General features: G+C 61.8%; 8 protein-coding genes. 7 read left to right on the plus strand and 1 reads right to left on the minus strand.

The features are described 5' to 3' along the window. Nucleotides 1–96 precede the first annotated feature (96 nt). From L630_RS0107795 to L630_RS0107820, 6 genes are all read left to right on the plus strand, one after another. Nucleotides 97–669 (plus strand): NADPH-dependent FMN reductase, encoded by a 573-nt coding sequence (locus L630_RS0107795; protein WP_024847705.1) that lies wholly within the window; start codon nucleotides 97–99, stop codon nucleotides 667–669. Nucleotides 670–849: 180 nt separating this feature from the next. Then, entirely contained in the window at nucleotides 850–6,291 is a 5,442-nt protein-coding gene (locus L630_RS0107800) for a DUF4082 domain-containing protein (RefSeq protein ID WP_024847706.1), read from the plus strand. A 7-nt stretch (nucleotides 6,292–6,298) separates the two neighbouring features. Continuing rightward, nucleotides 6,299–7,537: a GTP-binding protein gene (locus tag L630_RS0107805; RefSeq protein ID WP_024847707.1), complete on the plus strand. Its 1,239-nt coding sequence runs from the start codon at nucleotides 6,299–6,301 to the stop codon at nucleotides 7,535–7,537. Continuing rightward, entirely contained in the window at nucleotides 7,534–7,830 is a 297-nt protein-coding gene (locus L630_RS0107810; RefSeq protein WP_024847708.1) for a hypothetical protein, read from the plus strand. The genes L630_RS0107805 and L630_RS0107810 overlap by 4 nt, the downstream gene beginning before the upstream one ends. A gap of 6 nt (nucleotides 7,831–7,836) precedes the next feature. Beyond that, nucleotides 7,837–9,969, plus strand: a complete 2,133-nt coding sequence (locus tag L630_RS21150; RefSeq protein ID WP_034329660.1) for a peptidase domain-containing ABC transporter — start codon at nucleotides 7,837–7,839, stop codon at nucleotides 9,967–9,969. After that, a complete protein-coding gene (locus L630_RS0107820) occupies nucleotides 9,966–11,330 on the plus strand; it encodes an HlyD family type I secretion periplasmic adaptor subunit (RefSeq protein ID WP_024847709.1) in 1,365 nt (454 codons plus the stop codon). The genes L630_RS21150 and L630_RS0107820 overlap by 4 nt, the downstream gene beginning before the upstream one ends. A 375-nt stretch (nucleotides 11,331–11,705) precedes the next feature. On the opposite strand, the gene L630_RS0107830 is transcribed toward L630_RS0107820, so the two are convergent. Next, entirely contained in the window at nucleotides 11,706–12,734 is a 1,029-nt protein-coding gene (locus L630_RS0107830; RefSeq protein ID WP_024847710.1) for a PAS domain S-box protein, read from the minus strand. Between the two features lie 327 nt (nucleotides 12,735–13,061). Between L630_RS0107830 and L630_RS0107835 the strand changes: the two genes are divergently transcribed. Beyond that, complete coding sequence (locus L630_RS0107835) at nucleotides 13,062–14,480, plus strand: efflux RND transporter periplasmic adaptor subunit (RefSeq protein WP_024847711.1); 1,419 nt, start codon at nucleotides 13,062–13,064, stop codon at nucleotides 14,478–14,480. The last annotated feature ends 3 nt before the right edge of the window (nucleotides 14,481–14,483 follow it).

Below are 14,483 nucleotides of genomic sequence, written 5' to 3' on the forward strand. Positions count from 1 at the left end.
CGAAAAATTTGCCTCCAATTTCACGCTCAGGCGGTCATCCGCGCGGAGCGCCCTAAGTCTTGCTCATGCGAAGGGGCGCACGGACAGGAGCAAGACATGACTACGCACAAGGTCGGATATTTTGTCGGAAGCCTCGCGAAGGCCTCGATCAACCGCAAGCTGGCGAAAGCCCTGACGCTCCTGGCGCCGCCGCAGCTTCAGATGTCGGAGATTCCGTTCAAGGACCTGCCGCTCTACAGCTACGACTACGACGCCGATTTCCCGCCGGTTGCACGGGAGTTTAAAGAGGCAATCGCGGCGGTCGATGCCGTGCTGTTCGTCACGCCGGAGTACAACCGCTCCATTCCGGGCGGCCTGAAGAATGCCATCGACTGGGCGAGCCGTCCTTACGGCCAGAATTCCTTCACCCGCAAGCCGTCAGCGATCATCGGCACGTCACCGGGCATGATCGGGACGGCGGTTGCACAGCAGAGCCTAAAAAGCGTGCTGAGCTTCTGCAACTCGCCGCAAATGAATGCCATCGAGGCCTATATCCAGTTCACGCCCAACCTGATCACCGACGACGGCAAGGTGACGAATCCGGGCACGGAAGAGTTCCTGCGCAATTTCATGAATGAATTCGCAGGCTTCATTACGCGCGTCTGGTCGATCCTTCCGCGAGACGCATAAGCATCCCAGCCGGGGCCTTCTTCCATCGGGGCTCCGGCACATCATCCAAAATGATGTAGCGATAATACCCCCTCCCCCATTGGGTACTGCGACGCTCCAAAAGGTGCGCTGTCCGCGCGAAAGCGCCAGGCCGAATATCAGCGCCAGCTACGGATACAGTGCAAACCTCAGGGGCGGCACATGACCAACAAGATCGTTCTGGAAAACCAGAAGCAGGGCAACCCTATCGAGGAATGGGGAATCGACGGCGACGGCGATCCCAGTATCCAGGGCTTTGCGACGCAGATCAGCAGCAACGTCGGCGAGACCGTCGAGTTCAAGATTGCCACCGACGCGACCAAGTATCGGATCGAGATCTACCGCCTCGGCTACTACAATGGGGACGGCGCCCGAAAGGTCGCCACGATCAGCCAGGAGCTCACCCAAGCGCAGATCCAGCCGCACCCGATCGTCGATTATACAACCGGACTGATCGACTGCGGCAACTGGGAAGTCTCCGCCACCTGGCAGATACCAGAAGACTCGGTCTCGGGCGTTTATATCGCCAAGCTTGTGCGGGAGGATGGCGTAGAGGGCTCGAGCCACATCCCATTCATCGTCCGCGAAGACGGCTCGACCAGCGACATCGTCTTCCAGACCTCCGATACCACCTGGCAAGCTTACAACGCATGGGGCGGCGCGAGCCTCTACACAGGCAATGTTCCCATTGATCCTGCTGACATGATCGCCTGGATGCCGCCGAACTGCAGCTGTGGTCTCACTGCTATCGGCCGCGCCTACAAGGTCAGCTACAATCGTCCCTTCATCACCAACACCAGCCCCGCCGGCGGCACGCACGACTTCATCTTCGGTGTCGAGCATTCAGCGATCCGATGGCTCGAGCAGAATGGCTACGACGTCTCCTACATCTCTGGCGTCGATTCCACGCGCAACGGCGCCCAGCTTCTCAACCATCAGGCGTTCCTGTCCGTCGGGCACGACGAATACTGGTCGGCCGAACAGCGGGCCAACGTTGAGGCGGCGCGCGATTCCGGCGTCAACCTCGCGTTCTGGAGCGGCAACGAGGTCTACTGGAAGATCCGGTGGGAAGACAGCGTCGACGGCAACGGGACTCCCTACCGAACGATGGTCGCCTACAAGGAGACCTGGGCAGGCGTTAGCATTGATCCGAGCGACATCCACACCGGCACGTGGCGCGATCCGCGATTCGCGGATCCTGGACAGGAGCCTGAGAACTCCCTGACGGGCACAATGTTCACTGTCGACTCGTACCGGCTCGACACGATGACCATTCCCTACGACATGTCGAGGCTGCGCTTCTGGCGCAACACCGAGGTTGCCGAGCTGCAGCCTGGCGAGACCTATTCGCTCGTTCCAAACCTGCTTGGCTACGAGTGGGATTCCGACGTCGAGAATGGCTACCGTCCGGCCGGCCTGATCAACATGTCGTCGACCACGCTGGTGGTCGACACCTATCTGCGCGACTACGGAACGACCATTGGCACGGAAGAAGCCACCCACAGCCTGACCATGTACCGCGCGCCGAGCGGGGCGCTCGTGTTCGGCGCGGGCACCGTGTTCTGGTCCTGGGGCCTGGATGAGAACCATGCAGGCGCACCGACACCGACAGATCCCAACGTCCAACAGGCCATGGTCAACATGTTCGCGGACATGGGGATCCAGCCGGAAACTCTCATGGCGAGCCTGGTGGTTGCCACGAAGTCGACCGACTTCCTGGCGCCGGTTTCCCAAATCACATCGCCGTCTGTCGGCGCACACTTTGTCGAGGGGCAGCGCGTCACCGTTACGGGCATCGCCTACGATTTAGGCGGCGGCGTCGTCGCCGGCATCGAGGTTTCGACCGACGGCGGTCAATCCTGGTGGAAGGCGCAGGGCTACGAAAACTGGACATACACCTGGACTGCACAGGCGACCGGCACTTACACCATGATGTCGCGCGCGGTGGACGATAGCCTGAACCTCGAGACACCGACTTCCAGCGCGAACGTCACGGTTTCGCTGCCGGACACCTCCAGCATCTGGACATTCGCCAATAAGCCCGCCGAGGAGACGGCTCTGGACCGCGACGGCATCGAGGTCGGTGTACGCTTCCAGACGTCAATCGGCGGCGAGATCGAGGGAATCCGCTTCTACAAGGGCTTCTACAATATCGGCACTCACGTCGTGAACCTGTGGGACGATCAGGGCAACCTGATCGCCACGGCCACCTCGACTAAGGCGGACGAGTCGCTCTCCGGATGGCAGACCGTGCTCTTTGACAATCCGGTTCAGATCCAGGCCGGCAAGACCTACACCGCATCCTACTTCACCAAGGGCTACTACTCGCTAGACACACAGTACTTCACCAGCCCGATTACACGTGGCCCGATCACGGTGCAGCCAGGTGCCGGTGTCTTCACCTACACCACGACGCCGGGCGTATTTCCAACGGAGAGCTTTCAGAACTCGAACTACTGGGTCGACGTGGTCTTCGACGCGGGACCGAACACGCAACCGGTTGCGGAGGACGACACCGGCTTCATGGTGTACCGCAACGGCAAGCTGACGCTGTCCTTTGCCGCACTGACCGCCAATGACAACGACGCCGACGGTGATCTTCTCTCGATACTTTCAGTCGGCGGGGCCCAGAACGGGACCGTAACTCTCAATTTCCAGGCCGGTACAGTCACCTTCCGGCCTGATGATGGGTATTTCGGACCAGCAAGTTTCACCTATGTCGTCACCGACGGGCGCGGCGGAACCTCCACGGCAACCGTTTCGCTGACTGTCGACGAAGCTATGGCCGGCATCTCCATTTTTGATGAAGGGGCCGCGCCGACGAGTGCGCCGTCAGCTGACGGTGAGGGGCTTGAACTTGGCATGAAGTTCACCGCCTCGAAGAGCGGCACCATCTCCGCGATGCGCTTCTACAAGGCGACTGGCGAAACCGGAACTCATACGGCTTCTCTGTGGACGGCATCCGGCGACCTGCTCGGAACCGTCACGTTCACCAACGAGTCCGGAAGCGGGTGGCAGGAAGCGACTTTCTCAACACCGATCACGATCGCTGCCGGGCAAACCTACGTCGCCTCCTACCATTCGAATGGTACGTACATGGCGACACCTGGCTACTTCGAACAGGCGCACAGTAACGGCCCGCTCACGGCTGTCGAGGCTTCGACGGTTGGCGGCAACGGTGTTTACACCTATTCGTCCAGTACGGCGTTTCCTACCTCTTCGTACCAGGCAACCAATTACTGGGTCGATGTCGTCTTCCATCAGAACACGGTCAACACAGCGCCGGTAGCCCAGAATGACAACAACATCGACGTGGTGCGCAATAATGCGCTCGTCATTCCGGTAAGTACTCTTCTTGCCAATGACATCGATATCGACGCGGATCCGCTCACGATCACTCATGTCTCGGAAGCAACCAACGGGACGATAGACTACGACCCCGTCGCCGGGACCATCACCTTCACGCCCAATGCCAACTTTGTTGGCGAGGCAAGTTTTACTTACACCGTCGAGGACGGTCAGGGCGGGAGTTCGACAGCTACGGTCAACATGGTCGTGGCGCCCCCCGACACGACCGTAAAATTGTTCCCGACCGAGGTGGCGCCGACAATGCTGGCGGTCAACGATCCGCTATCTGTAGAGCTCGGGGTCCGCTTCACCGCGACTACGGCAGGAACCATCAGGGGTATCCGGTACTACAAGAGCGCACAGGACACGGGTACGCATACGGGTTCTGTGTGGAGCGCAACCGGCCAGTTGCTTGCGACAGCAACCTTCAGCAACGAATCCTCCAGCGGCTGGCAGACAGTCACCTTCTCGCAGCCGATCACGGTTGCAGCCGGTACGACCTATGTGGCGAGCTACCACTCGAACGGCTTCTACTCAGCGTCACCCAACTACTTCACGACATCGCATACCAACGGCGTGCTGACGGCCCCCGCGAACGCTGGCGTCTATGCCTACGGCAACTCCAGCGTGTTCCCGACGCAGTCGTACAATGCAGCCAACTATTGGGTCGACGTCATCTTCGAGCCCAACACGGAGAACCTGGCACCCGTCGCCGTGAACGACGAAGGCTTCGTGGCTAACGTCGGCTCCCCGCTCATTCTTACGGCTGCCGCGTTGCTGGCAAACGACAGCGATCTAGACGCGGATCCGCTGGTTATCACCGGCGTCGGCCAGGCGCAGAACGGCACCGTCACCTTCGACAGCCAGACCAACACGATCACCTTTACGCCAAATGCGGACTATGTCGGCGAGGCAAGTTTTACCTACACAATCGAGGACGGTCGGGGCGGCAGCTCATCGGCGACGGTCAGCTTGTCCGTGGTGCCACCTGATACGACGGTCAAACTGTTCTCGGACGACGTATCGCCCACCATACCAGCGGACAACGATCCCGGTTCCGTCGAGCTTGGCGTCCGATTCACCGTTGGCGCGGCCGGAACCATCACGGGCATCCGGTACTACAAGAGCGCGCAGGACACCGGCACCCACACCGGTACGCTCTGGACGGCCACGGGCGAGTTGCTGGCCACCGCTATCTTCAGCAACGAGTCCGCCAGCGGCTGGCAGACAGTCACCTTCTCGCAACCGATTACCGTTGTGGCCGGCACGTCCTACGTGGCGAGCTATCACTCGAACGGCTTCTATGCTGCATCGCCGAATTACTTCACGACGTCGCATACCAGCGGTGTACTGACGGCCCCCACCAATGCCGGCGTCTATGCCTATGGCAACTCCACGGTGTTCCCGTCGGCGAGCGGCGCGACCAACTACTGGGTCGACGTTATCTTCGAACCCAACACCGGAAACTCGGCACCGGTCGCTGTAAACGACGGCGGCTTCGAGACAAACCAGGGGAAGTCCCTCGTCATCTCGGCTGCAGAATTGCTGGCGAATGACAGCGATGCAGACGCCGACCCGCTGGTTATCACCGGCGTCAGCCAGGCAGAAAACGGCATCGTCGCCTTCGACAACCTGACGAACACGATCACGTTCACACCGACGGCCGGTTACAGCGGCGACGCGAGCTTCACCTACACGATCGCTGACAATAACGGCGGTTTCGACAGCGCCACCGTCTCGCTGTCGGTTCGGGCCCCGAACCTGGAGCAGCGGCTGTTCTCGGACGCAGACGTCCCGGCGACCGTCTCGGTCAACGATCCTGACTCCGTCAACCTCGGCATGAAGTTTACCGCCGATGTCGATGGCTGGATCACCGGCATCAGCTTCTACAAAGGACCGCAGAACACCGGGACGCATACCGGCTATCTGTGGACCGCTACAGGGCAGTTGCTCTCGAGCGTCACATTCAGCGGCGAGTCCGCCAGCGGCTGGCAGACCATGGCGCTCACCGAGGAAGTGGAGATCGATGCCGGCACCACCTATGTCGTCTCGTACCACACCAACGGGAACTACTCGGCAACCGCTGGTTATTTCCAGAACGAGCACTCCAGCGGCAACCTCACAGCGCTGTCGTCCGCACTGAGCGGAGGCAACGGGGTGTTCGCCTACGGAGCGGCCGGGTTGTTCCCGACGTCCTCGTACAACAACACGAACTACTATGTGGACGTCACCTTCCGGCCGCAGCTGGCAGCGTAGCAAGATCATGACGCACATTGCCGATGATTCCCGCCTGCCTGTGACGATCCTGACCGGATTTCTTGGATCCGGAAAGACGACCCTCCTGAACCACATACTCAACAATCGGGAGGGTCGCCGGGTTGCCGTGATCGTCAACGACATGAGCGAAGTGAACATCGACGCCGACCTGGTGCGGGACGGCGGCGCGGAGCTGTCACACACTGACGAAACGCTGGTAGAGCTCTCAAACGGCTGCATCTGCTGCACGCTCCGCGGCGACCTTTTGAGCGAGGTCACGCGGCTCGCAAGCGAAAACCGGTTCGACATGCTGTTGATCGAGGCGACCGGAATTGCCGAGCCGCTGCCGATCGCGGCGACCTTCTCGTTTCGCGACGAAAACGGCGTTTCCCTCTCAGACTTCGCTCGTGTCGATGCGATTGTTACGGTTGTCGATGCGGCCAACCTGCTGGCGGACTATTCTAGCACGCAGTTCCTCGTGGACCGCGGCGAGGTTCGCGACGACAGCGACTACCGCACGATCGTCGACCTTCTCGTCGACCAGATCGAGTTCGCCGACATCATCCTCATCAACAAGATCGACTGCGTTTCCGAGGAGACGCGTCGTGAGATCCGCAGCGTCGTCGCCGCGCTCAATGCAGATGCGGTGGTTTATGAAACCAGCTATGGACGGATCGATGCGTCAAAGATCCTCAACGTAAACCTCTACAGCGAGGCGCAATCCTCGCGCCATCCGCTGTGGCACAAGGAACTGTTCGGCTTTGCCGACCATGTCCCCGAAACGGAGGAATATGGGGTCAGGAGCTTCGTCTACGCTGAGCGGCGCCCGTTCGACAGGAGCCGACTGCAGGCGCTGGTCGAGAATGATTTTTCCGGCGTCCTGCGTGCCAAGGGCCACCTCTGGGTCGCGGACAGCCCCGACGAAACAATGGCCCTGTCGTTCGCCGGCGCACAGCGCCGGCTGGAGGCAAAAGGGCGGTGGTGGGCCTCGGTCCCGCGGCAGTTGTGGCCTCGTCACGCCGCCTTCGGCGAGATCATGAAGCGCCACTGGCAGATGCCATGGGGCGACCGCCGCCAGGAACTCGTCTTCATTGGCACGACCATGGACGAGGCAGCCATTCGTGCCGCGCTGGATGACTGCCTGGCCGAAGACTTCCCCGCAGCGTCGCTGCTGCCGCGAGCAATTCCACCGAATTTCCTCTTCACCCCGCGCGACGTGCGCCAACTCTCAGGAGCAACATCATGAGTAACGAACTCTACGCCGACGGCATTAGCGAGATCACCGTCACCGGCACGATCGTGCGCATCGACTTCATGAGCCTGTCCGCCACCGAGAAGGACGAGAAGGGCCAGCCGAAGCCCGTATTCCGCCAGCGCGTCATCATGCCTGTCGACGCCTTCGCTAACGCCGTCGACCTGATGCAGAAGGCGCTCAACGGTCTGGTCGATGCCGGAGCGGTTAGGCGTGTTTCGCCGGAAGCAGCGCAGTCCGCGAACCGTGACGCCAAGACGAACAACCTGTCGCCCAACTTCAACTAGGTCATCATGCACACCAGCCTTCAGTGCCTTGCCCTGGTTGCCCGACACCACGGCGTCGATCTGTCACCCGAGAGGCTGATGCATGACTACGCGATCGGGGACGAGCCGGTCTCCGTCCCCCGTCTCCTGCGCATCGCCCAGGATGCGGGCTTTCGCGCGAAACATTCCACCCTCAGCTGGCAAGAACTGCAGCGCCTCGGGCAGGCCTATCCCGTTCTCGCCAAGCTGGAGAACGGCAACTGGGTCATCATTGCCGGCATGCAGGGTACGCCTGACGGCCCAGTGGTACGCGTGCTGGATCCCCTCGCCCACAAGCCAGAGGCGCTTCTCCTCACCGAAAGACAGTTCTCTCCCGCCTGGACCGGCATCGTCATCTTCATGAAGCGGAAGTTCCGGCTGACCGACGAGGAACAGCCGTTCGGCTTCCGCTGGTTCCTGCCGGAACTCATCCGCCAGCGCAGCCTGTTCCGCGATGTCGCCATTGCAGCGCTCATTCTCTACGGGCTTGGGCTGATCAGCCCGATCTTCTTCCAGCTCGTCATTGACAAGGTGCTGGTGCACGAGGCCTATTCGACGCTGCTGGTGCTGACGATCGGCATCGTCGTTGCCCTGATCTTCGATGCGATCTTCACCTTCCTGCGCCGGTACCTTCTGCTTTACGCAACGAACAAGATCGACGTGCGCGTGGCGAGCCGGACATTCGGCCACCTGCTGCGCCTGCCGATCGGCCTCTTCGAGCAAGGCCCTGCAGGCGTCCTCGTCAAGCACATGCAGCAGACGAGCCGCATCCGCGAGTTCCTCACCGGCCGGCTGTTCATCACCTTCCTCGACGGCCTGTCGCTGCTCGTCTTCATTCCGGTGCTTTTGCTCTACAGCGTCAAGCTCACTCTCGTGGTGTTGGGGTTTACACTGCTCGTCGGCCTCGTCGTGTTGTCGCTCGTTGGGCCGTTCCAGCGGAGACTGAAGACGCTTTACGAGGCCGAAGGCCAGCGGCAGGCACTGCTGGTGGAGACGATTCATGGAATGCAGACGGTCAAGTCGCTTGCGATGGAGCCGCGCCAGCGCAAGGCGTGGGATGACCGCTCGGCGCAACTGACGTCGGTTCGCTTCCGCGTGGACAAGATTTCGACCGTCGCCCAGGCGCTCACCGGCCTCCTCGAGAAGCTGATGACCGTGGCGATCGTCGCGCTGGGCGCTCTCGACGTGTTCTCCGGGGCCATGACCATCGGCGCGCTGGTGGCGTTCAACATGCTTGCCGGCCGCGTCTCCGGGCCGCTGGTGCAGATCGTCACCATGGTTCACGAATATCAGGAGGTGGCGCTGTCAGTGCGGATGCTTGGCGAGATCATGAACCAGCGTCCCGAACGCGCCGAACAGCAGCGCGGGGTCCAGCCGCAACTCAAGGGCCAGATCGAGTTCGAGGGCGTGACGTTCCGCTACGGGCCGGACGGCGCACCAGCGCTCGACGGCGTCTCCTTTACCATCCCGGAGGGCTCGATCGTCGGCATTGTCGGCCGAAGCGGCTCAGGCAAGACCACCCTCACCCGCATCATCCAGGGCCTTTATCCGGTGCAGGAAGGCATCGTTCGAATCGACGGCTTCGACCTTCGCGAAATCGACCTCGTGCACCTGCGCCGCAGTGTCGGCGTCGTCCTGCAGGAGAGTTTCCTGTTTCGCGGCACCATCGCCGAAAACATTTCCGCGACGAAGCCCGATGCGACGGTCGATGAGATTATTGCGGCCGCGAGGATGGCCGGCGCGGAGGAGTTCATCTCGCGTCTGCCCCGCGGGCTGGATACGGTGCTGGAGGAAGGCGCCACGAATCTTTCCGGCGGGCAGCGCCAGCGCATCTCGATCGCCCGCGCGCTGATCACCAATCCTAAGATCCTCATTCTCGACGAGGCGACCAGCGCGCTCGACCCGGACAGCGAGGCGATCGTCCGCGAGAACCTGCGCCAGATCGCGGAAGGCCGAACACTGATCATCGTCTCGCACCGGCTCTCCACGCTGGTCGACGCCGACGCGATCATGGTGATTGACCGCGGCCGCATCGCCGAGATCGGCAAGCACGAGCATCTCGTCACCAACTGCGTGCCCTACCGGCACCTGTGGAACCAGCAGATGAGGATCGTCGCATGAGCCATCAGGTCGAGCCCAATGCTGGTAAGGAACAACGGGAAATTCCGGTCGCCACCGAGTTTCAGAGCGACTCGATCGAGATCGAACGCAGGCCACCGCCGGTGGTGTCGCGGGTCACGCTTTACGGCCTCACTCTGCTTATCATCAGCGCGGTCACCTGGGCCTCGCTGTCGCAGATGGACGAGATTGTCACCGCGCAAGGCGAGCTGGTCACCACGCAGCCGACGATCATCATCCAGCCGCTCGAGACCTCGATCATTCGCTCGCTCGACGTGAAGCCCGGAGATCTCGTGCGCAAAGGCCAGACGCTGGCGACGCTCGACCCCACCTTCAGCGAAGCCGACTTCAACCAGAAGCGCGCTCGGCACGCTACGCTCAACGCACAGATCGCGCGGCTCGAGGCGGAACTAAGCGGCACGGACTACGCGGGGATTGCGGAAAACAGCACGGAGGCGCAGCATGAAGTCGAGCTTTTTCGCCAGCGCCGCGCCTTCTACGACGCGCAGATGCGCAATTTCGACGAGCAGATCGCGACCCAGCAGGCGGCGCTCGAAAGCAGCAGGAATGAGGAAGCAGTTCTCGTTGCTCGCCGGGACAATCTCGGCCGCATCGAGGACGCGCGCAAGGCGCTCTACGAGCGCGAGACGGGCTCGCTCCTCAACCTTCTCGGCTCGCGCGACGCGCGGCTTGATGTGGACGCAAACCTGTCACGTGTGACGGGCGCTGCAATGGTGGCATCGCGGACGCTGGCCAAGCTGCAGGCCGACCGGCAGGTGTTCATCGAGGACTACCGCCGTGCGACAATGGAACAGCTCAGCGAATTGCGCAGCGAGCGCGAAGGCGTCCGCGAGGAATTGAAGAAAATGGAGCTGCGGCACAATATGGTTGCGCTGAGCTCCCCAGCCGACGCGGTAGTGCTGCAGACGGCGGACCGGTCGATAGGGTCAGTGGTCAAGGATGCGGAACCGCTGATGACGCTGGTGCCGCTCGATGTGCCGCTTGAGGCGGAGGTCTACATTCATCCCCGCGACATCGCCCGCGTCGACAAAGGAAGCCTCGCCCGGATCAAGTTCGATGCCTTCCCGTTCCAAAAGTATGGTGCGGCCCATGGCAGTGTGCGCACGGTCAGCCACGGCACCTTCGCCAAGCCGGGGGCTCAGCCGGCCGAAAGTGCCCCCCACCAGTTCCGCGCGCATGTGGAAGTCGACTCCTCGCTGCTGAAGAGCCCGGGCGGCGACGCGCCGGTTCTGCTGCCGGGTATGACCGTCACTACCGAAATCAAGGTCGGGCAGCGCAGTGTGATCAGCTATTTCCTCTATCCGCTGATCAAGGGTCTCGACGAGAGTATTCGCGAGCCCTGACTTCAAAGGAGTGCAGGCGGCTCCCATGGCAGCCGCCTGCACCTTCCAAAAGCCCCCCGCGGTTGGCTTCTCACACGCTTGTGATCCCAGGAGGTTCGTCAGGGGCCGCTTCCACCCTATGCGTCGCAACGAAGATGGCCGGAGGCCGAAAAGGGAACTTCTGCCTCATCCGTGCATTGTTCTGCAACAACAGTATTAGAGCGAGAACAACATGCTTCGTGGCGGACTACTCTGGTTGATCGGCATCCCGATTCCCGTAATCATCGTGCTGTGGCTGCTCGGTTTCCTGTCGTAGGACGATAGCAAACTAATCTGGCGCCCCTTCCCTGGCGAAGGGGCGCTTTTTATTTGCGCTCAGCGGAAGCACGACGAGATCTATGATCTCGGGTTGATGACGTTCTTGGCCGGGGCGGTCAGGGTCCAGGCCACGCGCGAAGCACCGGACTCGTAAGTTGCCGATCCGCCCAGCGCCTGGGGCGTTACCCGCTTGAGGATTACGGTTCCGAATCCCTGTCCTTGCGCGCCCTCGATGATGCCTTCGAGGAAGGGCTCGGAGAAAGTCTCGATCCATTCCAGGCGAAACTCTGCTTCCTCGTTCGGACGCAGCGCTATCGCCCACTGGATGACGATGCTTCCGGCTCCTGACGCCAGCACGCCATGCTTGGCCGAGTTGGTCGCAAGCTCATGAAACGCCATTGCGAGATGCTGAACGGCATTGGGCGAGACCGTGACGATCGGGCCGTTGATAAAGATGCGGTTCTCGTTCGGAAACGCGCGCAGCTGGTCGGCGGCGAGTTGCGCCAGCTCGGCCCCTACCCAGTCGCCCAGAACCAGCAGGTCATGGGCATTCGACAGCGACATGATGCGCTCGCGCAGGCGCGCCTCATAGTCACCAATGCTCTTCGAGCGCTTTCCCGTCTCGCGGATGATCGACAGGATCACCGCATACTGGTTCTTCACCCGGTGGTTCACCTCGCGCAGCAAAAGGCGGATCTGCCGCTCGGCGTCCTTGGCCTGCGATATGTCTCGGGCGATCTTGGAGGCACCAACGATCTGGCCCTGGCTGTTGCGAATGGGAGAAACGGTGAGCGATACAGGGACGTACGAACCGTCTTTGCGGACCCGCACGGTCTCGAAGGTGTCTACCCGCACACCCGCCTTGATGCGGTTGATGATCGAGGTTTCTTCGCCGCGCCGGCTTTCCGGAATCAGCATCAGGATCGACTTGCCGATTGCTTCTTCAGCGCTGTAGCCGAACAGCGTTTCGGCCGCCGCATTCCAACTAACGATGATGCTGTTGAGGTCCTTGCTGATGATCGCGTCGAAGGATGAATCAACGATAGCGGCGAGCCGGGCATCGGAGATGCCGTCGCTTTCGGGCCGCTGATAGGTCTTGCTGCTCATCTGTGTTCCATGGGACGCGCACCAACTCCCGGGCAGCCTCAAGGTTCCGATGACAGGAGAAGGATTTTTTGGTGGTCCCGCTACCCAAAAGCAGCGGGACCTGTTGCCCGAGACGCCACCCGCCCTAAGAGGGCAGAGGCGCGTAACAATGTTTTAGAAGAAGATGAAGTTGCGTTTACGCAACGGCAACTTTTTTAACGAATCGCAACGGATTACGGTGCCCGAGCACTTTCGCCCGCAAAACATGGCCAAACTTTAATTTGAAATCCCCTACCCGTTTCACGATTTGTGCGCCGAAGGGATTCTTTTTCAGGACTGGACGAACGCATGGACCAGATCGTCGAGCGCGCGGAAAGTGCGCGGGAGACCGGTGCAGAATCGATAGAGCAGGTTCTTGATCTCAACGACAAGGGCAAGCCTCGCTTCCGGTTCAGGCGTTGGCGGGGTGCAGCCGTCGTGCTTGCAGCGGTCGGCGGACTTGCCTGGTGGCAGCTCGGCGGATCCCAGCAGCAGCAAACGGTCTTCTATCGCACCGTCGAGGCACAGCGCGGGCCGATTACGGTCGAGGTGTCGGCCACCGGTACGTTGGAGCCGCTGACGCAGGTCGAGGTATCGAGCGAGCTTTCGGGCATCGTGCGCGCTGTCGCCGTCGAGGAGAACCAGCGCGTCGCCAAGGGCGACGTGCTGGCGGAGCTCGACACGGTGCGTATCCTGGCACAGATCGAACGCGCGGAAGCCAACGTCGCCGCCGCCAGGGCAAAGCTCATGGATGCGCAGGTAACCGTGCGCGAAACCGAACAGACGCTCGCCCGCACGCGCCAGCTCAAGGCCCGCGGCAACGCGACGGACCAGTCGGTCGAGACGGCGGAGGCCGCCTACGACCGCGCCGTCAGCGCGGTGGCCAGCGCGGAAGCCTCGCTTGCTGTCGCTGAAGCCGATCTCAAGCTGCAGCAGGCTGACCTTGCCAAGAGCACCATCTACGCACCGATCGACGGCACGGTGCTGAGCCGCTCGGTCAACCCCGGCCAGACGGTCGCCTCATCCATGCAGGCGCCGGTGCTATTCGTGATTGCCGAGAACCTCGAGAGGATGGAGCTCAAGGCTGCCGTCGACGAGGCTGACATTGGCGCCGTTCAGGCGGGCCAGAACGCGCGCTTCACCGTCGATGCCTTTCCTGACCGCACGTTCAACGCGACGATCCGCGACGTCTCCTATGCCTCGACCGTTACCGACGGCGTGGTGACCTATCAGGCACGCCTCGATGTCGACAATCGCGAACTGCTGCTGCGCCCCGGCATGACGGCAACGGTTGAGATCGTCACCCGCGAGGACGACGGCGTCCTCCTCATTCCGTCGGCTGCATTCCGGTTCAGCCCGCCGCAGGAGACCGCGAGCCAGAGCAGCTGGTCGATCCAGCAGCTTTTCATGCCGCGCCCGCCGATGCGCCAGCAGCGTGGGCAGGGCACGCGCGGCAGCGTTGGCGAGGGTCGCCCTCTCTACGTCCTGCGAGATGGCAAGCCCGAACAGGTGCGTGTCGTTACCGGCGCGACCGACGGCGAAAAGACAGAAATCCTGTCCGGTCTCGAGGAAGGTGACCGCGTCATCATCGGCACCGGTGCGGGCCCACAGCGAGCCGGACGGGGCAACGGCGAGGGCCGTGGCCCGGGCAGCGGCCCCGGTGAGACTGCCGGGCCCAGCAACAACGCACGGTCCGACGCGCCGCCCCCTCCGCCTCCCGGAGAATAAGCA

Source organism: Aminobacter sp. J41 (assembly GCF_000526635.1).
Taxonomy (GTDB): domain Bacteria; phylum Pseudomonadota; class Alphaproteobacteria; order Rhizobiales; family Rhizobiaceae; genus Aerobium.

Bases quoted from the DNA above. Each gene is read 5' to 3' on its own strand.
- L630_RS0107830 (WP_024847710.1), bottom strand. From the start codon at position 12,734: ATGAGCAGCAAGACCTATCAGCGGCCCGAAAGCGACGGCATCTCCGAT.
- L630_RS0107810 (WP_024847708.1), top strand. From the start codon at position 7,534: ATGAGTAACGAACTCTACGCCGACGGCATTAGCGAGATCACCGTCACC.
- L630_RS0107800 (WP_024847706.1), top strand. From the start codon at position 850: ATGACCAACAAGATCGTTCTGGAAAACCAGAAGCAGGGCAACCCTATC.
- L630_RS21150 (WP_034329660.1), top strand. From the start codon at position 7,837: ATGCACACCAGCCTTCAGTGCCTTGCCCTGGTTGCCCGACACCACGGC.
- L630_RS0107820 (WP_024847709.1), top strand. From the start codon at position 9,966: ATGAGCCATCAGGTCGAGCCCAATGCTGGTAAGGAACAACGGGAAATT.
- L630_RS0107805 (WP_024847707.1), top strand. From the start codon at position 6,299: ATGACGCACATTGCCGATGATTCCCGCCTGCCTGTGACGATCCTGACC.
- L630_RS0107795 (WP_024847705.1), top strand. From the start codon at position 97: ATGACTACGCACAAGGTCGGATATTTTGTCGGAAGCCTCGCGAAGGCC.
- L630_RS0107835 (WP_024847711.1), top strand. From the start codon at position 13,062: ATGGACCAGATCGTCGAGCGCGCGGAAAGTGCGCGGGAGACCGGTGCA.